Annotated in this window: 22 protein-coding genes; 5 read left to right on the forward strand and 17 right to left on the reverse strand. The window is 73.9% G+C overall.

Translation table 11 applies throughout. From position 1 onward, the window contains the following. Nucleotides 1–281 precede the first annotated feature (281 nt). From trpC to hisI, 6 genes are all read right to left on the reverse strand, one after another. Nucleotides 282–1,091 (reverse strand): indole-3-glycerol phosphate synthase TrpC, encoded by an 810-nt coding sequence (gene trpC, locus ABZ951_RS31190; protein WP_344096592.1) that lies wholly within the window; start codon nucleotides 1,089–1,091, stop codon nucleotides 282–284. 226 nt (nucleotides 1,092–1,317) lie between these two features. Further along, the gene (locus ABZ951_RS31195) at nucleotides 1,318–1,734 is read right to left on the reverse strand and encodes a DUF2752 domain-containing protein (RefSeq protein WP_344096634.1); all 417 of its coding nucleotides are present in this window, start codon (nucleotides 1,732–1,734) and stop codon (nucleotides 1,318–1,320) included. 151 nt (nucleotides 1,735–1,885) lie between these two features. Further along, the gene (locus tag ABZ951_RS31200; protein WP_344096595.1) at nucleotides 1,886–2,116 is read right to left on the reverse strand and encodes an HGxxPAAW family protein; all 231 of its coding nucleotides are present in this window, start codon (nucleotides 2,114–2,116) and stop codon (nucleotides 1,886–1,888) included. 105 nt (nucleotides 2,117–2,221) lie between these two features. Further along, on the reverse strand, nucleotides 2,222–2,878 hold the full coding sequence (locus ABZ951_RS31205) for a TIGR02234 family membrane protein (protein WP_361281381.1): 657 nt from the start codon (nucleotides 2,876–2,878) through the stop codon (nucleotides 2,222–2,224). A 76-nt stretch (nucleotides 2,879–2,954) separates the two neighbouring features. Next, complete coding sequence (locus tag ABZ951_RS31210) at nucleotides 2,955–4,496, reverse strand: anthranilate synthase component I (RefSeq protein WP_344096601.1); 1,542 nt, start codon at nucleotides 4,494–4,496, stop codon at nucleotides 2,955–2,957. Nucleotides 4,497–4,507: 11 nt separating this feature from the next. Further along, the gene (gene hisI, locus ABZ951_RS31215; protein ID WP_344096603.1) at nucleotides 4,508–4,906 is read right to left on the reverse strand and encodes a phosphoribosyl-AMP cyclohydrolase; all 399 of its coding nucleotides are present in this window, start codon (nucleotides 4,904–4,906) and stop codon (nucleotides 4,508–4,510) included. Nucleotides 4,907–5,085: 179 nt separating this feature from the next. On the opposite strand from hisI, the gene ABZ951_RS31220 reads away from it, so the two are divergent. Together ABZ951_RS31220 and ABZ951_RS31225 are read left to right on the forward strand one after the other, a co-directional pair. Further along, a complete protein-coding gene (locus tag ABZ951_RS31220) occupies nucleotides 5,086–5,964 on the forward strand; it encodes a hypothetical protein (RefSeq protein WP_344096605.1) in 879 nt (292 codons plus the stop codon). Nucleotides 5,965–6,032: 68 nt separating this feature from the next. Next, entirely contained in the window at nucleotides 6,033–6,665 is a 633-nt protein-coding gene (locus ABZ951_RS31225) for a TIGR03085 family metal-binding protein (protein ID WP_344096607.1), read from the forward strand. 221 nt (nucleotides 6,666–6,886) lie between these two features. Here the strand turns inward: ABZ951_RS31225 and hisF are convergent, their stop codons facing one another. The 8 genes from hisF to hisD all read right to left on the reverse strand — a co-directional run bounded on the left by hisF (nucleotide 6,887) and on the right by hisD (nucleotide 12,830). After that, nucleotides 6,887–7,642, reverse strand: a complete 756-nt coding sequence (hisF, locus tag ABZ951_RS31230; protein ID WP_344096609.1) for an imidazole glycerol phosphate synthase subunit HisF — start codon at nucleotides 7,640–7,642, stop codon at nucleotides 6,887–6,889. Next, nucleotides 7,639–8,046, reverse strand: a complete 408-nt coding sequence (locus tag ABZ951_RS31235; RefSeq protein ID WP_344096611.1) for a RidA family protein — start codon at nucleotides 8,044–8,046, stop codon at nucleotides 7,639–7,641. Before ABZ951_RS31235 ends, hisF begins: the two co-directional genes overlap by 4 nt. Next, nucleotides 8,043–8,768, reverse strand: a complete 726-nt coding sequence (gene priA / locus ABZ951_RS31240) for a bifunctional 1-(5-phosphoribosyl)-5-((5-phosphoribosylamino)methylideneamino)imidazole-4-carboxamide isomerase/phosphoribosylanthranilate isomerase PriA (RefSeq protein WP_344096636.1) — start codon at nucleotides 8,766–8,768, stop codon at nucleotides 8,043–8,045. Before priA ends, ABZ951_RS31235 begins: the two co-directional genes overlap by 4 nt. An 8-nt stretch (nucleotides 8,769–8,776) precedes the next feature. Then, a complete protein-coding gene (hisH, locus tag ABZ951_RS31245; RefSeq protein ID WP_344096613.1) occupies nucleotides 8,777–9,421 on the reverse strand; it encodes an imidazole glycerol phosphate synthase subunit HisH in 645 nt (214 codons plus the stop codon). Next, nucleotides 9,418–9,585 carry a hypothetical protein gene (locus tag ABZ951_RS31250; RefSeq protein ID WP_344096615.1) on the reverse strand — a complete coding sequence of 56 codons (168 nt, stop codon included), beginning with the start codon at nucleotides 9,583–9,585 and terminating at the stop codon, nucleotides 9,418–9,420. The genes hisH and ABZ951_RS31250 overlap by 4 nt, the downstream gene beginning before the upstream one ends. Next, on the reverse strand, nucleotides 9,582–10,175 hold the full coding sequence (hisB, locus tag ABZ951_RS31255) for an imidazoleglycerol-phosphate dehydratase HisB (protein WP_344096617.1): 594 nt from the start codon (nucleotides 10,173–10,175) through the stop codon (nucleotides 9,582–9,584). Before hisB ends, ABZ951_RS31250 begins: the two co-directional genes overlap by 4 nt. A gap of 228 nt (nucleotides 10,176–10,403) precedes the next feature. After that, the gene (locus ABZ951_RS31260; RefSeq protein ID WP_344096619.1) at nucleotides 10,404–11,522 is read right to left on the reverse strand and encodes a histidinol-phosphate transaminase; all 1,119 of its coding nucleotides are present in this window, start codon (nucleotides 11,520–11,522) and stop codon (nucleotides 10,404–10,406) included. After that, a complete protein-coding gene (gene hisD, locus ABZ951_RS31265; protein ID WP_344096621.1) occupies nucleotides 11,523–12,830 on the reverse strand; it encodes a histidinol dehydrogenase in 1,308 nt (435 codons plus the stop codon). 163 nt (nucleotides 12,831–12,993) lie between these two features. Here hisD and ABZ951_RS31270 point away from each other — a divergent pair, with 163 nt between their 5' ends. The 3 genes from ABZ951_RS31270 to ybaK all read left to right on the forward strand — a co-directional run bounded on the left by ABZ951_RS31270 (nucleotide 12,994) and on the right by ybaK (nucleotide 16,088). Then, nucleotides 12,994–14,595 (forward strand): oxidoreductase, encoded by a 1,602-nt coding sequence (locus ABZ951_RS31270; protein WP_344096624.1) that lies wholly within the window; start codon nucleotides 12,994–12,996, stop codon nucleotides 14,593–14,595. A 236-nt stretch (nucleotides 14,596–14,831) separates the two neighbouring features. After that, entirely contained in the window at nucleotides 14,832–15,569 is a 738-nt protein-coding gene (locus ABZ951_RS31275) for an LON peptidase substrate-binding domain-containing protein (protein WP_344096627.1), read from the forward strand. Between the two features lie 15 nt (nucleotides 15,570–15,584). Then, nucleotides 15,585–16,088 (forward strand): Cys-tRNA(Pro) deacylase, encoded by a 504-nt coding sequence (gene ybaK / locus ABZ951_RS31280; RefSeq protein ID WP_344096629.1) that lies wholly within the window; start codon nucleotides 15,585–15,587, stop codon nucleotides 16,086–16,088. Nucleotides 16,089–16,454: 366 nt separating this feature from the next. Here ybaK and ABZ951_RS31285 read toward each other — a convergent pair whose 3' ends face one another. From ABZ951_RS31285 to ABZ951_RS31295, 3 genes are all read right to left on the reverse strand, one after another. After that, nucleotides 16,455–17,063, reverse strand: coding sequence for an ABC transporter permease (locus ABZ951_RS31285; protein ID WP_344096632.1), 609 nt, complete (start codon nucleotides 17,061–17,063; stop codon nucleotides 16,455–16,457). A gap of 59 nt (nucleotides 17,064–17,122) precedes the next feature. Beyond that, entirely contained in the window at nucleotides 17,123–17,932 is an 810-nt protein-coding gene (locus tag ABZ951_RS31290) for an ABC transporter permease (protein ID WP_344096639.1), read from the reverse strand. 97 nt (nucleotides 17,933–18,029) lie between these two features. Beyond that, nucleotides 18,030–19,001 (reverse strand): ABC transporter ATP-binding protein, encoded by a 972-nt coding sequence (locus ABZ951_RS31295; protein ID WP_361281395.1) that lies wholly within the window; start codon nucleotides 18,999–19,001, stop codon nucleotides 18,030–18,032. Nucleotides 19,002–19,225 lie beyond the last annotated feature (224 nt).

Below are 19,225 nucleotides of genomic sequence, written 5' to 3' on the forward strand. Positions count from 1 at the left end.
TCTCCCGCGTACTGGGCGTACTCGGGTGATGCGACAACGCGGCGAGGTGCCGTGCCGGGCGTCGCGGCCCCGGGCTGATCCGTAAGACACGCCCTGGGCGCCGCACCCGGCGAGGGAACGCTAGAGTGCGGCGCCGCCGCGCCATCGCATTCCGTTGATCTGTCCCGGCTCACAGCCGATGTGGTACCGCACGCGCCGGCCGAGGACGCGGCGCGCGGGCGCGCGGCAGCCCCGGGGACGGCATCCCCGGGCCAGGCGCGCGTACGTCCCCATGGCGGTGGTCAGCCCCGGCCGTGCCGCAGGGCGGGGTGGGCGCCGGCCGCCACGAGGTCGGCCACGGCCGCCTTGGGGTCGCGGCCGGTCACCAGGGACTCGCCGACCAGCACCGCGTCGGCGCCGTCGTTGGCGTAGGCGATGAGGTCGTGCGGGCCGCGGACACCGGACTCGGCGATCTTGACGATGTGGTCCGGGATCTCGGGCGCGACCCGGGCGAAGGTGCCGCGGTCGACCTCAAGGGTCTTGAGGTTGCGGGCATTGACGCCGATGATCCGGGCGCCGGCGTCGACCGCGCGCTGGACCTCTTCCTCGTCGTGCACCTCGACCAGGGGGGTGAGCCCGATGGACTCGGCCCGCTCGATGAGGGAGACGAGGGCCTCCTGCTCCAGCGCGGCGACGATCAGCAGGGCCAGGTCGGCGCCGTAGGCGCGGGCCTCCCACAGCTGGTACGCCGTGACGATGAAGTCCTTGCGGAGGACGGGGATGTCGACCTTGGCGCGGACGGCCTCCAGGTCGGCGAGCGAGCCGCCGAAGCGGCGCTGCTCGGTCAGCACGCTGATGACGGCCGCGCCGCCCGCCTCGTAGTCCGCGGCGAGACCCGCGGGGTCGGCGATGGCGGCGAGCGCGCCCTTGGACGGGCTGGAGCGCTTGACCTCGCAGATCACGCTGACGCCCTCACCGCGGAGGGCGGCGACGCCGTCCTTCGCCTGCGGGGCCTTGGCGGCCCGGTCCTTGAGCTCGTCGAGGGTGACGCGCGCCTGTCGCTCCGCGAGGTCGGCACGGACTCCGTCGATGATCTCGTCGAGCACACTCACGCGAGCGGCCCCCTTCCGGACTCGGATGGTCTGGGCTGGTGTGCGGAAAACTCCACACCAGGCACTGCGATGGTACTTGCCGGAGAGCGAAGGCTTCGCATCCGGTTGACGCCGGTCCCGATCCGTGGACAGTTCTTGGACGCCTTTAAGACACCGTGTGGGCGTTTATGGTCATTCGATGAACATTCCCTGGGGCTCATGGGCATCCATGTGACTCCTGGGGTTGCTACGGCGTGAGCGCCGCCCCGAAGGGCAGGTTCCGCACCACGGTGAAGGCCAGCACGAGCCCGCCCAGGGCCCACCAGTGTGCGGCGCGCAGGGCCGGCCACGGGCGGGCCGCGCCGCCCCGGCCCCGCAGGGCCCTCGCGCACCACACGGCCCACAGGACGGCGAACGCGGCGTAGCCCGTGACGGCGAGGGCGTTCGCGCCGAGCGCGGTGAGCAGATCGCCGTGGGCGAGGGCGTGGACGCCGCGCAGCCCGCCGCAGCCGGGGCAGTACACGCCCGTGCGGCTCAGCAGCGGGCAGGCGGGGTAGTGGCCGGGCTGGTTGGGGTCGACGCCGGCGATGTAGGCGAAGGCGGCCGCCAGGGCCCCGGCGACGCCCAGCGGGGCGGCCAGGCGGCGCGCCGCGCGCCCGGGCAGCGGGTTGTCGTTCCCAGCGGCCCCCGGCGGGCCGTCGGCGCAGTCCCTCACACCGGCCAGTCTCCGCCCAAGCGCACGAAGGCGCAGCTCAGGGACCTGTACGTTCGGCCGTACGGGCCCTGGCCGCGCCTTGGCGGGGGTGGGAGCTCGGTCAGCCCTGGGGCTGGACCTTCGCCTTGGACCCACCCTTGGGGGCCTGGCCGAGGCCCATCATCCGCATGATGCCGCCGACGACGCCGCCCAGGGCGATCACGACGAAACCGGCCCAGAACCCGACCGGCTTGGCGGCCACCATGAACGCACCGGAGATGCAGAAGCCGATGAAGGCGATGGTGACACCGGTCCAGGCGGCCGGGGTGTGTCCGTGGCTGCTACCCGCCATGACTATGACTCCTCGTTGCTGTGGCGCGCCCGCGGGCGCGGAGAACGCTCATGGTCATTGTCCCCGACGGCCGGGGCTGCCTTGAGCTGGGGTGGGGCGTGTCTGTCACCGGCGGGCGTCGCCGGTGGGGTCCTCACCGCGGTCGAGGGCCTTCCACAGCTCCTCGGGGCGGTCGGGGTCGGGTGCGGCGGCGCGGGCGCGGCGCGGGCGCGGGGTGCCGTCCCGCTCGTACCGGCTGGACATCGCGGGCCAGTGGCGGCCGTGGCGCAGGGCGAGCAGCCCGGCGATCAGGATCAGCACGCCGCCGGCCAGGGCCACCCACGGCCAGGCGGTGTGGGTGACGTTCTCGATGGCCGCGCTGGTGAGGCCGTTGGCCTTGGCGGCCTTCTCGTCCAGCGCCGCGGTGTCGGTGGCGCCGGTGACCGCGGCGGCGACGATCCCGGCGCCGCACAGGGCCAGGGCCCCGGCGACGACGGTGCGCCAGACGCCGCGGACCGCGAAGACGGCGACGAGCGTGGCGAGGGCGACGATGGCCAGGGCGCCGGGCAGGCCGGTGACGTCCTGCCCGCTGGCCTGCTTGGTGATGACGCTCCGGGCGGCGGTCGTCGTGCCCTCGGCCCAGGTCCGGCCGCCGGAGAGCAGGACGAGCGCGGCGCCCGCGGCGCCGGACAGCAGGGCGACGCCGACGCTGCGCCGCCTGCCGCCGCCGGTGCGGGGGGCGGGCTCGACGTGGGGACGGGGGTGGGGTACGGCTGCGCTCACGGTTACCACTATCCCTCGTGTGTCTCGTGCGGGCGCCCGGGGGTCCCCCGTGGTGCCGGCGGGCGCCCGCGGACGGTCATGCCGGGGGCGTGAGGCGGTTCGCGGAGTGCACGGCCCGCAGGACGGCGGCGGCCTTGTTGCGGCACTCGGCGTCCTCGGCCGCCGGGTCGGAGTCGGCGACGACGCCGGCGCCGGCCTGGACGTAGGCGGTCCCGTCGCGCAGCACGGCGGTGCGGATCGCGATGGCGGTGTCGGAGTCGCCCGCGAAGTCGAGGTAGCCGACGCAGCCGCCGTAGAGGCCGCGGCGGGTGGGCTCCAGCTCCTCGATGATCTGCATGGCGCGGGGCTTGGGCGCGCCGGAGAGGGTGCCCGCGGGGAAGCAGGCGGTCAGGACGTCGAAGGCGGTGCGCCCGGGGGCGAGCCGGCCGGTGACGGTGGAGACGATGTGCATGACGTGGCTGTAGCGCTCGACCGACATGAAGTCGACGACCTCGACGCTGCCGGGCTCGCAGACCCGGCCGAGGTCGTTGCGGCCGAGGTCGACGAGCATGAGGTGCTCGGCGCGCTCCTTGGGGTCGGCCATGAGCTCGTCGGCGAGCGCGGCGTCCGCCTGGGGGGTGGCGCCGCGCGGGCGGGTGCCGGCGATGGGGTGCACCATGGCGTGCCCGTCCTCGACCTTGACCAGCGCCTCGGGGCTGGAGCCGACGACGTCGAAGGCCCCTCCCTCGCCGTGGGGGAAGCGGAAGAGGTACATGTACGGGCTGGGGTTGGTCGCCCGCAGCACGCGGTAGACGTCCAGCGCGGAGGCGGTGCAGGGGGTCTCGAAGCGCTGGGAGGGCACGACCTGGAACGCCTCGCCCGCGCGGATGCGCTCCTTGATGTCGTCGACGGCCGCCATGTACTCCTCGCCGCCCCAGCGGGCGGTGTACTCGGGGAGTTCGGAGGCCGGCAGGGAGGTGGGGGCGGTGGGCGCGGGCCGGTGCAGGTCGGCGGCCATCGCGTCGAGGCGGGCGACGGCGTCGGCGTACGCCTCGTCGATGCCCGTGGCGAGGTCGTTGTGGTTGATCGCGTTGGCGATCAGCAGGACGGTGCCGTTCCAGTGGTCGAGGACGGCGAGGTCCGAGGTGAGGAGCATGGTCAGCTCGGGCAGGCCGAGGGTGTCCTCGCCGTGCTCGCCGATCTTCTCCAGGCGGCGGACGATGTCGTAGCCGAGGTAACCCACCATGCCGCCGGTGAACGGCGGGAGGCCGTCGCCCTCTATGAGGTCGCGGGGGGTGTGCAGGGTCGCGACGGTGGCGCGCAGCGTCTCCAGCGGGTCGCCGCCGGTGGGGACGCCGACGGGCGGGGTGCCCAGCCAGTGCGTCTCGCCGCCCCGCACCGTGAGGGTGGCGGCGCTGCGGACGCCGATGAAGGAGTAGCGGGACCAGGTACGGCCGTTCTCGGCGGACTCCAGCAGGAAGGTGCCGGGTCGCTCGGCGGCGAGCTTGCGGTAGAGGCCGACGGGGGTGTCCCCGTCGGCGAGAAATCGCCGGGTGACCGGGATGACCCGGCGGTCCTTCGCGAGCGTACGAAAGGTTTCGGCGTCGGGGGCGATGTCACCCGAGGTCGTGGCAGCCATGGGAGCGGAGCCTACTGGCCGAGGGGGAGGACGTCGGCATCGAAGCAGGTGCGGTCGCCGGTGTGGCAGGCGGCTCCGACCTGGTCGACCTTGACCAGCAGGGTGTCCCCGTCGCAGTCGAGGGCCACGGACTTGACGTGCTGGAAGTGGCCGGAAGTATCCCCCTTGACCCAGTACTCCCGGCGGCTGCGGCTCCAGTAGGTGCAGCGGCCGGTGGTGAGGGTGCGGTGGAGCGCCTCGTCGTCCATCCAGCCGAGCATGAGCACCTCGCCGGTGTCGTACTGCTGGGCGATGGCGGGGACCAGGCCGTCGGCGGTGCGCTTGAGGCGGGCGGCGACATCGGGGGCGAGGCCACCGGCGCCCGGGGCGGGCTCCGGGGCGGGAGAGGCGGGAGGGTTGGTGCCGGTCATGTCCTCCATTCTGCCGTCACCGGCGGGCATTCAGGCGCCTGCGGCAGCCCCTGTCTTGATAACGGCCCTGTTCAAGGCCCTGATCCCGCTGGTGGGCGGGGCGTCGGCCGCCGCGCGGCCCGTGGCGTTGACCGGAGCCCGCCGCAGCCGGTGTCAGTGCCGTACGGCATGCTTCGCCCATGACCTCTCCGCCGCCGCAGCAGCCCCCGCAACCGCCTCGTGACAGTGGTGGGTTCGGCCCGCCGGCGTTCGGCCCTCCGGGCGGCCTGCCCGCGCAGCCGCCCGCCCAGCCCCCGGCCCAGCCTTACGGCCAGCCCTATGGGCAGCCGCAGGGCCAGCAGGGGTTCGGCGGACCGCAAGGTTTCGGCCACCCGAACCCGCAGGGCCAGCCGTACGGGCAGCCCTACGGGCAGCAGTTCCCGCCGCCGGTTCCGCCGCCCTCGGGCGGCAGCGGCGCGAAGGTCGCCGTGATCGTGGTCGCGGCCGTCCTGGTGGCCGGCCTGATCGTCGGCGGCATCGTGCTGGCCGCGAAGGGCGGTGACGACGAGAAGACGTCCGCGAAGCCCAAGGGCTCCCCGAGCCCGGCGGTGTCCGTCCCGGCCGTGCCGGGCCCGGAGACGGCCGCCCCCGGCACGGGCACCGACCCGTCGCGCCCCGGCGCCTCGGCCGCCCCGTCGCCTTCCCTGGACATCCCCGGCCGGGTGCCGTACGTGGCGCTCAAGCCCGGCGAGTGCTTCGACCACCCGAGCATGACCAGCGGCATCACCTCGGTGAAGAAGAAGTCGTGCGACGGCTCGCACGACGGTGAGGTGATCGCCAACGAGACGCTGACCGGCACCTTCAGCACGGAGCAGGAGATCCAGGACAAGGCCCGGGCCCTGTGCAAGGACGGCACGGAGAAGCGGGTGCGCTCCATAGGCGACGGCAAGCTGTACTACAGCTACGTCCTGTACCCGAGCCGGGTCACGTACAGCAACGGCAAGGACCAGGTGGCCTGCACGGTCACCCGGAGCATGTCGAAGGACGGCACCAAGCTGACCGCGCCGCTGCCGGAGTGACGCCGGCGGCCGCCGGGGGCTGGCGCGGCGCCGTGGCACGAGCGGGGCGCCGGTCGTAGGGTGGCGGCATGTCGACCCACGCACAGCGCGAACGCCTGCTCTTCGCCGACCTGTTGGAGACGGTGGGCCCGAACGCCCCGACGCTCTGCGACGGCTGGAAGGCCCGTGACCTCGCGGCGCACGCCGTGGTGCGCGAGCGCCGCTCCGACGCCGCCGCCGGGATCGTGCTCAAGGCACTGGCCCCCCGTCTGGAACGGGTCCAGGCCGAGTACGCGGCGAAGCCGTACGAGGAGCTGATCCAGCTCATCCGCACCGGCCCGCCACGCCTGTCGCCGTACGCCCTCAAGCAGGTCGACGAGGCGGCCAACACGGTCGAGTTCTTCGTGCACACCGAGGACGTGCGCCGCGCCCAGCCGGAGTGGACGCCCAGGGAGCCGGACCCGGTGTTCGCCGACGCCCTGTGGGCGCGGCTGGAGCGGGTGGCGCGGATGCTGGGCCGCAGGTCACCGGTGGGGCTGGTGCTGCGCCTGCCCGACGGCAGGACGGCGGTGGCGCACCGGGGCACCCCGGTGGTGACGGTGACCGGAGGCGCGGGCGAGCTGACGCTGTTCGCGTTCGGCCGCCAGTCCAGCGCCCGCGTCGAGCTGGACGGGGACGAGAACGCGGTGGCCAAGCTGCGCGAGGCGAAGCTCGGCCTGTGAGGAACGCCAAGCTCGCCCAAGCGCCGGACGGGCTGATTTCAAGCCCGTCCGGCGCTTGAGGACAAGGCACAGCAGCCCGCCCGGCGCCTGAGGGCAAGGCACAGCAGCCCGTCCGACGTTTGAGGACAAAACACAGCAGCCCGTCCGGCGCCCGAGGACACCTTCGCCGCGCGGAGGCGCACCTCCGCGCGGCGGAGGTGCGCAGGACCGGGCGGCAAGCCCTACCGCACCGGGTGCCCGGCGCCGCGCAGCGACTCCTTGACGTCGCCGATGCGCAGGTCGCCGAAGTGGAAGACGGACGCGGCCAGCACCGCGTCGGCGCCCGCCTCGATCGCCGGGGCGAAGTGTTCCAGCCGCCCGGCGCCGCCGCTGGCGATGACGGGGACCGTCACCTGCCCGCGCACGGCCCGGATCAGCTCGGTGTCGTAGCCGTCCTTGGTGCCGTCGGCGTCCATGGAGTTGAGCAGGATCTCGCCGGCGCCCAGCTCGGCCGCGCGGTGCGCCCACTCCACGGCGTCCAGGCCGGTGCCGCGGCGGCCGCCGTGCGTGGTGACCTCGAAGGAACCCGTCGCGGTGCGCCGGGCGTCGACGGAGAGCACCAGGACCTGGCGGCCGAACCGCTCGGCGATCTCCTGGATCAGCTCGGGCCGCTCGATGGCGGCGGTGTTGACCCCGACCTTGTCGGCGCCGGCGCGCAGCAGCTTGTCGACGTCGCCGGCGGTGCGGACGCCGCCGCCGACGGTCAGCGGGATGAAGACCTGCTCGGCCGTGCGGCGCACGACGTCGTAGGTGGTCTCGCGGTCGCCGGAGGAGGCGGTGATGTCGAGGAAGGTGAGCTCGTCGGCGCCCTCCTCCCCGTAGACCTTGGCCATTTCCACGGGGTCGCCCGCGTCGCGCAGGTTCTGGAAGTTGACGCCCTTGACGACCCGGCCGTTGTCCACGTCCAGGCAGGGGATGACTCGGACCGCCAGGGTCATGTATTCGTTGCTCCTCGGTACGCTTCTACTTCTACTTCGACCAGCACCCGTGAGTCGACGAAGCCGGAGACGACGACCAGGGTCGCCGCGGGCCGTACCGCGTCGAAGAGCTCTTTGTGGGCGCGGCCGACCGCGTCCACGTCACGCGCGTGGGTCAGGTACATCCGGGTGCGGATGACGGAGTCGGCGCCGAGGCCGAACTCCTCCAGGGCGCCCAGGGCGTTGCGGAACGCGGCGAGCGCCTGCTCGTACGGGTCGCCCTCGCCGAGCAGGACGCCGTCGACGAGCGGCATGATGCCGGCGACGTGGACGCGGTCCCCCGCCGCCACGGCGCGTGCGAAGCCGATCGTCTCCTCCCAGGAGCTGTCTGACTGTACGCGCCGCGGGGCAGGGGTGTGGGTCATACGGATACAGCCTCCAGGGCCTCTTCCAAGGTGAACGCCTTGGCGTAGAGGGCCTTGCCCACGATGGCGCCTTCGACACCCTCCGGTACCAGGGTCGCGATCGCCCGCAGATCGTCAAGGGAGGAGACGCCGCCGGAGGCGACGACCGGCCGGTCGGTGGCCGCGCAGACGTTCTTCAGCAGTTCCAGGTTGGGGCCCTGGAGGGTGCCGTCCTTGGCGATGTCGGTGACGACGTAGCGGGCGCAGCCCTCGGAGTCCAGGCGGGCGAGGGTCTCGTAGAGGTCGCCGCCGTCGCGGGTCCAGCCGCGGCCGCGGAGGGTGGTGCCGCGGACGTCGAGGCCGACGGCGATCTTGTCGCCGTGCTCGGAGATGACCTTGGCGACCCATTCGGGGGTCTCCAGGGCGGCGGTGCCGAGGTTGAGGCGGGTGCAGCCGGTGGCGAGGGCGGCGGTCAGCGAGGCGTCGTCGCGGATGCCGCCGGAGAGCTCGACCTTGATGTCCATGGAGCGGACGACCTCGGCGATCTGCGCCCGGTTGTCGCCGGTGCCGAAGGCCGCGTCGAGGTCGACCAGGTGCAGCCACTCGGCGCCCGCGCGCTGCCAGGCCAGGGCGGCGGACAGCGGGTCGCCGTAGGAGGTCTCGGAGCCGGACTCGCCGTGGACGAGGCGGACGGCCTGGCCGTCGCGGACGTCGACGGCGGGGAGGAGTTCGAGCTTCGGCATCACGGTGCTCACAGGGTCTCGATCCAGTTGGTCAGCAGCTGGGCGCCGGCGTCGCCGGACTTCTCGGGGTGGAACTGGGTGGCGCACAGGGGCCCGTTCTCGACGGCGGCGATGAACGGCTCGCCGTGCGTGGCCCAGGTGACCTGGGGGGGCCGGATGTGGTCGGCGGTGATCTCGAAGCCCCACTCGCGCACGGCGTAGGAGTGCACGAAGTAGTAGCGGCTGTCGGCGTCGAGGCCGGCGAAGAGCCGGGAGCCGTCGGCGGGGGTGACGGTGTTCCATCCCATGTGGGGGACGACGGGCGCCTTGAGGGGCTCGACCGTGCCGGGCCACTCGTCGAGGCCCTCGGTCTCCACGCCGTGCTCGATGCCCCGCTCGAAGAGGATCTGCATGCCCACGCAGATGCCCATGACGGGGCGGCCGCCGGAGAGGCGGCGGCCGACGATCCAGTCGCCGCGCGCGGCCCGCAGGCCCTTCATGCACGCCTCGAAGGCGCCGACGCCGGGGACGAGGAGGCCGTCGGCGGTCATGGCCTTGTCGTAGTCGCCGGTGATCTCGACGTCGGCGCCGACGTGGGCGAGGGCCCGCTCGGCGGAGCGGACGTTGCCGAATCCGTAGTCGAAGACGACGACCTTCTTGCGGCTGCCGCTCATTCCCAGACCCCCTGGATCCGCATCACACCGGCGACGAGGCACATCACCGAGGCGATGCCGAGCAGCACGATCACGCCCTTGGGCAGGCCCTGCTTCCAGAAGGAGATGACTCCGCCGATCAGGAACAGCCCCACGACGATCAGAACAGTGGAGAGCCCTGTCACAGCGCGCCCTTCGTAGACGGGAGGATTCCGGCGGCGCGGGTGTCGCGCTCGCTGGCGTAGCGCAGCGCCCGGGCGAGGGCCTTGAACTGGCACTCGACGATGTGGTGGGCGTTGCGGCCGTAGGGGACGTGGACGTGCAGGGCGATCTGCGCCTGCGCGACGAAGGACTCCAGGATGTGCCGGGTCATCGTCGTGTCGTACGTGCCGATCATCGGCGCCATGTTCTCGGGCTCGGTGTGCACGAGGTAGGGGCGTCCGGAGAGGTCGACGGTGACCTGGGCGAGGGACTCGTCCAGGGGGACCGTGCAGTTGCCGAAGCGGTAGATCCCCACCTTGTCGCCGAGCGCCTGCTTGAAGGCGGCGCCGAGCGCGAGGGCGGTGTCCTCGATGGTGTGGTGGGTGTCGATGTGCAGGTCGCCGTCGGTCTTGACGGTGAGGTCGAAGAGCCCGTGCCGGCCGAGCTGGTCCAGCATGTGGTCGTAGAAGCCGACCCCGGTCGACACGTCGACCTGTCCGGTGCCGTCGAGGTCTATCTCGACGAGGACGGACGTCTCCTTGGTGGTGCGCTCTACGCGGCCCACGCGGTTCATCGGTTGGTCTCCTTGCGAATGTGCCGCTGACGACCTGCGGCCCGAACGACGGGGGTCCGGCCGGGGGTCCGGGGGTCGCCCCCGGACCAGCACAGCACGCGGCCCACGCGGTTCATCGGTTGGTCTCCTTGCGAATGTGCCGCTGACGACCCGCGGCCCGAACGACGGGGGTCCGGCCGGGGGTCCGGGGGTCGCCCCCGGACCAGCACAGCACGCGGCCCACGCAGTTCATCGGTTGGTCTCCTTGATCAGGGCGCGCACCGCGTCGAGGAACGCGTCGTTCTCCGCCGGGGTGCCGGCGGTGACCCGCAGCCACCCCGGTACGCCGTTGTCCCGCACCAGGACACCCTGGTCGAGGATGGCCTGCCACGCGGCGTGGCTGTCGTCGAAGCGGCCGAACTGGACGAAGTTGGCGTCGGAGTCCGTCACCTCGCAGCCCATGGCGCGCAGCTCGGTGACGATGCGGTCGCGCTCGCCCTTGAGCTGCTCGACGTAGGTGAGCAGCGTATCCGTGTGCTCCAGGGCCGCGAGCGCGGTGGCCTGGGTGACGGAGGACAGGTGGTACGGCAGGCGGACCAGCTGCACCGCATCGACGACCGCGGGGTGCGCGGCCAGGTAGCCCAGGCGCAGGCCGGCCGCGCCGAACGCCTTGGACATGGTGCGGGAGACAACGAGGTTGGCGCGGCCCTCGATGAGCGGCAGCAGGGAGGGGCGGTGGCTGAACTCGCCGTACGCCTCGTCCACGACCACGAGCGCCCCGGCGGTGTCCGCGCGGGCGGCCTGCGCGGCGTCGTACAGCCGCAGGACGGTGTCGGCGTCGACGGCCGTGCCGGTGGGGTTGTTCGGCGAGCAGACGAAGACCACGTCGGGCCGGTGCTCGGCGATGGCCGCCAGGGCGGCGTCGACGTCGATGGTGAAGTCCGCGCGCCGGGGGCCGGCGAGCCAGCCGGTGCCGGTGCCGCGGGAGATCAGGGCGTGCATCGAGTACGAGGGCTCGAAGCCGATCGCGGTGCGGCCGGGCCCGCCGAAGGTTTGCAGCAACTGCTGGATGATTTCGTTGGAGCCGTTGGCCGCCCACACCTGGGCGGTGGTGACGTGGTGCCCGGCGGTGCGGGTGAGGTAGGCCGCCAGCTCGGTGCGGAGCTCGATCGCGTCCCGGTCGGGGTAGCGGTTGAGGCGGCGGGCGGCCTCGGCGACCCGTTCGGCGATCCGGGCCACGAGGGACTCGGGCAGCGGGTAGGGGTTCTCGTTGGTGTTCAGGCGTACGGGCACGTCGAGCTGCGGCGCGCCGTAGGGGGACTTGCCGCGCAGCTCGTCCCTGATGGGCAGGTCGTCGATGCCGGTCACTTACTTCGGCACCTTCCAGTCGAACCGCGCCTTGAGCGCGGCGCCGTGGGCGGGCAGGTCCTCGGCCTCGGCGAGGGTGACCACGTGGTGGGTGACCTCGGCGAGCGCGTCGCGCGTGTAGTCCACGACGTGGATGCCGCGCAGGAAGGACTGGACGGACAGGCCGGAGGAGTGACACGCGCAGCCACCGGTGGGCAGGACGTGGTTGGAGCCGGCGCAGTAGTCGCCGAGGGAGACCGGGGCGTACGGGCCGACGAAGATCGCTCCGGCGTTGCGGACGCGGGCGGCGACCTCGGCGGCGTTCTCGGTCTGGATCTCCAGGTGCTCGGCGGCGTAGGCGTCCACGACGGCGAGGCCCTGGTCGAGGTCGTCGACGAGGACGATGCCGGACTGCCGGCCGGCCAGGGCGGCGGTGATCCGCTCCTGGTGGCGGGTGACGGCGACCTGCGCCTTCAGCTCGGCCTCGACGGCCTCGGCGAGCGCCTCGGAGGGCGTGACGAGGACGGCGGCGGCCAGCGTGTCGTGCTCGGCCTGGCTGATCAGGTCGGAGGCGACGTGCGCCGGGTCGGCGGTGTCGTCGGCGAGGATCGCGATCTCGGTCGGGCCGGCCTCGGCGTCGATGCCGATCCGGCCCTTGAGCAGGCGCTTGGCGGCGGCGACCCAGATGTTGCCGGGGCCGGTGACCAGCTGGGTGGGGCGGCACTCGTCGGTGCCGTAGGCGAACATGGCGATCGCCTGGGCGCCGCCGGCGGCGTAGACCTCGTCGACGCCGAGCAGGGCGCAGGCGGCGAGGATGGTGGGGTGCGGCAGGCCGCCGAAGTCCTTTTGCGGGGGCGAGGAGACGGCGAGCGAGGAGACGCCGGCCTCCTGGGCGGGCACCACGTTCATCACGACGGACGAGGGGTAGACGGCGTTGCCGCCGGGCACGTACAGCCCGACGCGCTCGACCGGGACCCAGCGCTCGGTGACCGTGCCGCCGGGCACGACCTTGACGGTCTTGTCGGTGCGCCGCTGCTCGCGGTGGACGAGCCGGGCGCGGCGGATGGACTCCTCCAGCGCGGCGCGTACGGCCGGATCCAGCCGCTCCAGGGCGCCGGTGATCTCCTCGGGGGCGACGCGCACCCGGTCGATCGTGACGCCGTCGAACCGCTCCGCGTAGTCGATCAAGGCCGCGGTGCCACGATGATGCACGTCCTCGCAGATGGGCCGCACCTTTTCCAGGGCGGCCTCGACGTCGAGTTCGGCTCGGGGCAGCAGGTCGCGGTCGACGCCCGAGGCGGCACCGCGCAGATCGATTCGGGAGATCACAGAACCAATTGTCTCAGACCCGTCCCGCCACTCGGCTTTCCGTACCAAGCAGTGATACGCGTCGGGTGACACCAACCCAATGTCACTATCAGTGTTCAATCGGACACGCAAGGGGCATCACCAAGGTACTGAGTGATAAGCGTGACGGGAGGGGGCACGGTCCGTGACCGAACCGCACGACGGCGAGCCCCCCGCCGGGCTGGACCTCACCCCCGCCGAGCGGGGCATGTGGGAGGCGTTCCGCACCGGCAGCACCCACGATCTGCGCACCCCCTTCTCCGAGCGGAACGACCCCGCCAGCTCGCACTCCTGGGGGCCGGAGCGCTGTGTGCGGGCGCAGGTCGTCGCGCTGCTCCTGCTGGACGGGCCGCCCGCCGTGCCGGGCCGGGTCTCGGCCCTGAAGCTCAACGGCGTGCGGATCACCGGCACCCTCGACCTGTCGGGCGGCACGGTCGTCCCGTACGTGGAGCTGCAGAACTGCCGCTTCGACCACCAGGTGCTGCTGCCGGAGAGCCAGTTCACCACCCTGCGGCTGGTCGGCTGTGCCATCCCCCGGCTGGAGGCCGCCCGGCTGCGGACCGACGGCGATCTGCACCTGCCCCGGTGTGTCGTGCAGAACGGCATCCGCCTGACCGACGCGCAGATCGGCACGGACCTCCTGCTGAACCAGCTGGTGGTGCGCAGGGACCGCCGGGGCCTGTCCATAGCGGCCGACGGGATGACCGTCGGGCAGGACCTCCAGGCCGAGATGATGCGCTCCTACGGTGAGCTGAGCATGCGCGGCGCGCAGATAGGCGTCTCCCTCAGCCTGCGCGGCTCTACCCTGAGCAACCCCTTCGGGCGGCGCGCGCTCAACGCCCCGCAGCTGACGGTCGAGCGCACCTTGTACCTGACGGCGGCCGGGATCAGCGGCTCCGCCACGGCGGGCGGCGCCACTCCCCCGTACGGCATCGGCAACACCCCCGAGCACGGCACCCGCCTACAGCGCTTCGAGTGCCAGGGCGGGATGCGGCTGGACGACGGCCGGTTCGGCGACGCCGTCGACTTCAGCCAGGCCCGGCTGGTGCTGGAGACGGGCCAGGAGGTGTCGCTGCGCCGCATCCAGACGCCCGAGCTGCGCTTCCTCGGGGAGTGGGCGCAGCGGGGGCGGGTCGTGCTGTCCGGGGCGCGGGTGGTCAATCTCGTGGACCGGGCGGAGAGCTGGCCGGGGCCCGGGGGGCTGGTGATGGCCGGGTTCTTCTACGAGAACCTGATACCGCTCGGCCATTTCCCGCTCGACCTGCGGCTGGAGTGGGTGGCGGCGGCCACGCCCGAGTACGCGCCGGAGCCGTACGAGCGGCTGGCGGGCGCCCTGCGCGACAGCGGCGAGGACGCCGAGGCCCGAAAGGTGCTGCTGGCCAAGCAACGCCGGCGCCGCGAGACGCTGCCGCCGGCGGCCAAGGCGTGGGGCTACCTCCAGGACTGGACGGTGGCGTACGGCTACCGCCCCGGGCGGGCGGCGGTGTGGATGGCGGTGCTGTGGGCGGCGGCGGCGGTCTATTTCACCTACCGCCCGGTGCCGCCGATCAAGGAGGGCGAGGGCCCGGCGTGGAGCCCGGGCCTGTACGCGCTGGACCTCCTGGTCCCGGTGGTGGACCTGGGCCACGGCACGGCGTGGCGCCCGACGGGCGCGGCGCAGTGGGTGGTGACGGCCCTGATCCTGCTGGGCTGGGTCCTGGCGACGACGGTGGCGGCGGGCGCGTCCCGCATGCTGCGCAGGCAGTGACGCTTCACGGCCCGTTGCACCGGGGCCCACCAGCCCGTCCGACGCCTGAGGACAGCGCCGCAGGCGCTGCGAGGCACCGCCCAACCGGCACCCGGGACACCACCCGGCAGACCCACCCACCAGCCCGCCCGGCGCTTGAGGACAGCGCCGCGTGCGCGAGGGCGGCCACGCCCGGAAAGGCGCTGAGGCCAAGCGCCCCGACAAGCCGGCCGCCCAGGCCATTAGGCTTACCGGCTGTGACCACCGCGCGCCTTCCGATCTTCCCGCTGAACTCGGTGCTGTTCCCGGGCCTCGTCCTGCCCCTGAACGTGTTCGAGCAGCGGTACCGCGCGCTGATGCGCGACCTCGCCGCGCTGCCGGAGGACGAGCCGCGCCGGTTCGGCGTGGTGGCCATCCGCGACGGCCACGAGGTGGCGCCGACCGCGCCCGGGCTCCCCGCGGGGTCCCGGCCGGAGCCCGGCCCGGCGTCCGGCTTCGGCCCGGACCCGATGCGGGCCTTCTACACCGTCGGCTGCACCGCGGAGGCGGCCACGATCCGTGAGCGGGAGAACGGCACGTTCGAGGTCCTCGCCACCGGCACCACCCGCTTCCGGCTGCTGTCCGTCGACGCGTCCGGCCCCTATCTCGTGGGCGAGGTGGAGGCCGTCGAGGAGAAGCAGGGCGACGAGGCGGGGGCGCTCGCCTCGGGCGTCGTCCGGGCGTTCCGGGCGTACCAGAAGCGGCTGGCCGGGGCGGCGGAGCGGTCGCTGGCCGGGCAGTCGGACCTGCCGGGGGAACCGTCCGTGCTGTCCTACCTGGTCGCGGCCGCGGCGATGCTCGACACCCCGGCCAAGCAGCGGCTGCTGCAGGCGCCCGACACCGCGAGCCGGCTGGCGGAGGAGCTGAAGCTGCTGCGCTCGGAGACCGCGGTGATCGGCAAGCTGCCGTCGCTGCCGGCCGTCGACCTCACGCAACAGCCGACGAACCCCAACTGAGAGAGGGCGACCCCGGTGAAGAAGTCCAGGAAACAGGCGTCGGGGCCGGGGTCCACCCCCGCGATCGTCGCCCTGGAGACGGCGGGGGCCGCCTTCTCCGTCCACGCCTATGAGCACGATCCGGCCGCCGCCTCCTACGGGGAGGAGGCGGCCGAGGCGCTGGGCGTCGACCCGGCGAGGGTCTTCAAGACCCTGGTGGCCGAGGTGGACGGCCGGCTGACCGTCGCCGTGGTACCGGTCTCCGGCTCGCTCGACCTCAAGGCCCTGGCGGCGGCGGTCGGCGGCAAGCGGGCGGCGATGGCGGACCCGGCGGCCGCGGAGCGCACGACCGGGTACGTGCGCGGCGGCATCTCCCCGCTCGGGCAGCGCAAGAAGCTGCCGACGGCGCTGGACGCCTCCGCGCGCTCCCATGCGACCGTCTGTGTCTCCGCGGGCCGCCGCGGTCTGGAGGTCGAGCTCTCCCCCGCTGACCTCGCCTCTCTCACGGATGCGGTGGTGGCGCCGATCGCCCGCGCCTGAGGGGCGCGGAGCGGGGCCGACCGGGGGGATGGACTGTTGGCCGTCGCTGGGCTACCACCGTCATGCGGGCCGCCGTACGCGCGCCCCGCACCGGGAGGGACGCCCATGTCGAAGCGCACCCGCAAGCGCCGCTGGCGCCTGAAGAAGAACAAGGCGAACCACGGCCGGCGCCCGGCCTGACCACATCCCGGGGCTCCCCCAGCTACCGCTGGGGGTGTCCCCAGGAGATGCCCCCGGACGGGCTGATGTGGCTGAGCCCAGCCACCACCAGCCCGTCCGCGGGCACCTCCCAGCGTTAGCTGGGGGAGCTTGAGGACACCGCCGCGCAGCGGTGGTGCACCCCCACCCCCACCCCGCCGGAAGGCGCTAGGTCGCCGACCAGTCAGGGTCGGGCTCCGGGTCGCGGGGGCCGAAGAGGGCCGTCAGGCCGAGGTGGACCGCCATGGCCGCCAGCGGCCAGGCCAGCAGGGCGCCCTTCGCCGCGAGCCTGAGCGGGGCGTCGAAGACCACGCCCTTGCCCGCGGCCTTGGCGGCCGCGACGACGTCGGAGGTCGGGCCGAGCCACACGCCCAGGCGCCAGCCGACCAGTCCGGCCAGCAGGGAGCCGAGCACCAGCCCGCAGACCAGCGGGACGCCGCCGTGGCGCCGGAACCAGAAGACGACGGCGGCGCTCACCACTCCGAAGCCCAGGCCCAGCAGCGCGAACGTGCCGTCGGCGCCGATCGCCTGCTCGCCCTCGGTGTTCTTCAGGTAGACGGCCTTGCCGTCGGAGATCAGGGGGACGCGGGGCGCCAGCCACACCCACAGCAGGCCCAGCAGCACTCCGGCCACCGTCACGGCGACGGCGACCACCGCGGCCTGCCGCAGCTCGGCGCGCGTCTCCGGCGCCTGCTCGGTGCGGGCCGCCGGCCCGTCCGGGTGCCCGTGGGCGTCCTCGGGCAGGGGCGGGTCGTGCGGTGTCAGCGGTGCGGTCACTCCGCCATCGTGCCAGGTGGACGGGGTCTCCCCGGAGGCAGGACCGTCGCCGCGCCGCGTCATCGCACGGCCGCCCGGCGGTACGCCCAGGTGGCGACGGCGAGCGAGATCACGCCGACGGCCGCGCAGACGCCCAGGTCCGCGGCCACCCGCAGCCAGTCGGGTTCGGCGTCGAAGGTCCGCGCGAGCGCCTCGACCCCGTAGGTGGAGGGCAGCAGGTCCCGGGCGTAGGCGACCGGGGCGGGCATGTGGGCGGCGGGGAGCACGCCGAGCAGCAGCGCCGCCGACATGCCCAGCTGGCCGCAGAGCGTCGCCAGCTCCTGCCGGGGCGCGAGCAGTCCCAGCGCGGCGCCGAGCCCGGAGAGGGCCGCGCCGGCGAGCGGGATCACCGCGGCGAGCACCCAGAGGTTTCCCATGGGCAGGTCGAAGAGCACGCTGCCCGCGACGGCCGTGACGGCCGTGCCGGGCACGGTGAACGACGCGTACGCCCCCGCCGCCCCCAGCACCACGGCGGCGGGCGGGACCGGCAGCGTCGCATAGTGGTCGAGGCCGCCGCTCGCGCGCAGCTGCCCGAAGTACTGGGCGAGGAGGTTCAGCGCCACGAAGGCCACGACGAGCACGCTGGAGCCGGCCACGACGGCCCGCGCCTCGTCCCCGCCGTCGACGACGCCCCGCATCAGGATCATGATCCCGACGGACTGGAACGTCGCGACGAACAGCAGCGGGATCCGGGCCACCCGGGCGCGGGACAGCTGCGCCCGGTACACGGCGGCCAGGGCGGGCAGCAGCCGGGCCCTGGGCGCGAGCGGGGCGGCCCCGCCGCCGGACCGGTCCCCGGTCCGGCCCGTGGTCCGGACCTGCGCGGACACCGCCTCTGCGGACACAGCACTCACGCGGCAAGGCTCCTGTTCGGTACGGTCCGGCACCCGGCCGGGCGGCCGCGCACGGCGCGCGGGGTGCGGGCGCTCACCCCTTCACCAGCCCCTCCGTGCGGCCGCCGAGCGCCAGGTAGACGTCCTCCAGGCTCGGCGTGGCGAGCGTGAAGTCGTCCAGGGCGGCGAAGGCGGGGCCGCCGGTCACGGCGGCGACGGCGGCGCGGGCCTCGGCGGGGCGCAGCCGCAGCGTCCAGCGGCGGCCGGACTCGGTGGCGGCGTCGCGCAGGGCGGCGACCTCGGGGACGTGCAGCGGGGGCTCGTCGCGCCAGACGAGCTCGACCCGCACCTCGTCGCCGACGAGCTCCTTGAGCCCTGCGGGGGTGTCGCAGGCGATGATCCGGCCGCGCTCCATGACGGCGACGCGGTCGAGGACGGTCTCGGCCTCGATGACGTTGTGGGTGACGAGCAGCACCGTGGCGCCGTTCTCGGCGCGGCGCCGGTCGACGGCCGCCCAGACGGCGCGGCGGGCCACGGGGTCCATGCCGGCGGTCGGCTCGTCCAGGACGAGGACGGGCCGGTCGCCGACGAGGGTCGCGGCGAAGCAGGCGAGCCGGCGCTGCCCGCCGGAGAGCTTCTTCAGGGGCCGGCCGGCGATGGGGGCCAGGCCGAGCTCGTCGATGACCGCGTCCCGCTCGGCGCGCGCCGTCCGCAGGTCGAGGCCGCGCAGCCGGCCGGTGGTCTCGGCGGCGAGGGCGACGGTCAGCTCGTCGAGCGCCGTGGATTCCTGGCCGAGGTAGCCGACGAGCCGGGAGGCGCGCTCGGGGTGGCGCACGAGGTCGTGGCCGAGCAGGTCGACGGTGCCCTCGTCGGGCCGCAGCAGGCCGGTGAGCTGGCGGACGAGCGTGGACTTGCCGGCGCCGTTGGGGCCGAGCAGGCCGAAGATCTCGCCGTGGCCGATGTCGAGGTCGATGCCGTCGCTGGCCCGCACGGCGGCCGTGCCGGGGGTGCCGCGGCGCCCGCGCGCGGCGGGGTAGGTCTTGACGAGGCCGCGCACGGTGCACACCGTGCCGTCCGCCGCCCGCCCCGGGGAGCCCCGTTCCGCCTGTTTCGCGCCCGTCCTCACGAGCTATGAGGGTACGCGCTTTGCCGCCTGCGGCTTGCTTTGGGGTGGCGCACCACCGCCGCGCGGCGGTGTCCTCGATCGCCGGACGGGCTGATGGGGGGCGGGGGGGGGCGCCCCCACCCCCGCCCGGGGGGGGGGCATCAGCCCCCCGCGGGGGGGCCGGC

The sequence above is a fragment of the Streptomyces sp. NPDC046215 genome, from assembly GCF_040646215.1.
GTDB classification, from domain to species: domain Bacteria; phylum Actinomycetota; class Actinomycetes; order Streptomycetales; family Streptomycetaceae; genus Streptomyces; species Streptomyces stramineus.

Coding starts and splice junctions, on each gene's coding strand:
- hisH (WP_344096613.1), bottom strand. CDS start 9,421: ATGAGCGGCAGCCGCAAGAAGGTCGTCGTCTTCGACTACGGATTCGGC.
- ABZ951_RS31235 (WP_344096611.1), bottom strand. CDS start 8,046: ATGACCCACACCCCTGCCCCGCGGCGCGTACAGTCAGACAGCTCCTGG.
- ABZ951_RS31225 (WP_344096607.1), top strand. CDS start 6,033: ATGTCGACCCACGCACAGCGCGAACGCCTGCTCTTCGCCGACCTGTTG.
- hisB (WP_344096617.1), bottom strand. CDS start 10,175: ATGAACCGCGTGGGCCGCGTAGAGCGCACCACCAAGGAGACGTCCGTC.
- ABZ951_RS31210 (WP_344096601.1), bottom strand. CDS start 4,496: ATGGCTGCCACGACCTCGGGTGACATCGCCCCCGACGCCGAAACCTTT.
- priA (WP_344096636.1), bottom strand. CDS start 8,768: ATGCCGAAGCTCGAACTCCTCCCCGCCGTCGACGTCCGCGACGGCCAG.
- ABZ951_RS31200 (WP_344096595.1), bottom strand. CDS start 2,116: ATGGCGGGTAGCAGCCACGGACACACCCCGGCCGCCTGGACCGGTGTC.
- ABZ951_RS31220 (WP_344096605.1), top strand. CDS start 5,086: ATGACCTCTCCGCCGCCGCAGCAGCCCCCGCAACCGCCTCGTGACAGT.
- hisF (WP_344096609.1), bottom strand. CDS start 7,642: ATGACCCTGGCGGTCCGAGTCATCCCCTGCCTGGACGTGGACAACGGC.
- hisI (WP_344096603.1), bottom strand. CDS start 4,906: ATGACCGGCACCAACCCTCCCGCCTCTCCCGCCCCGGAGCCCGCCCCG.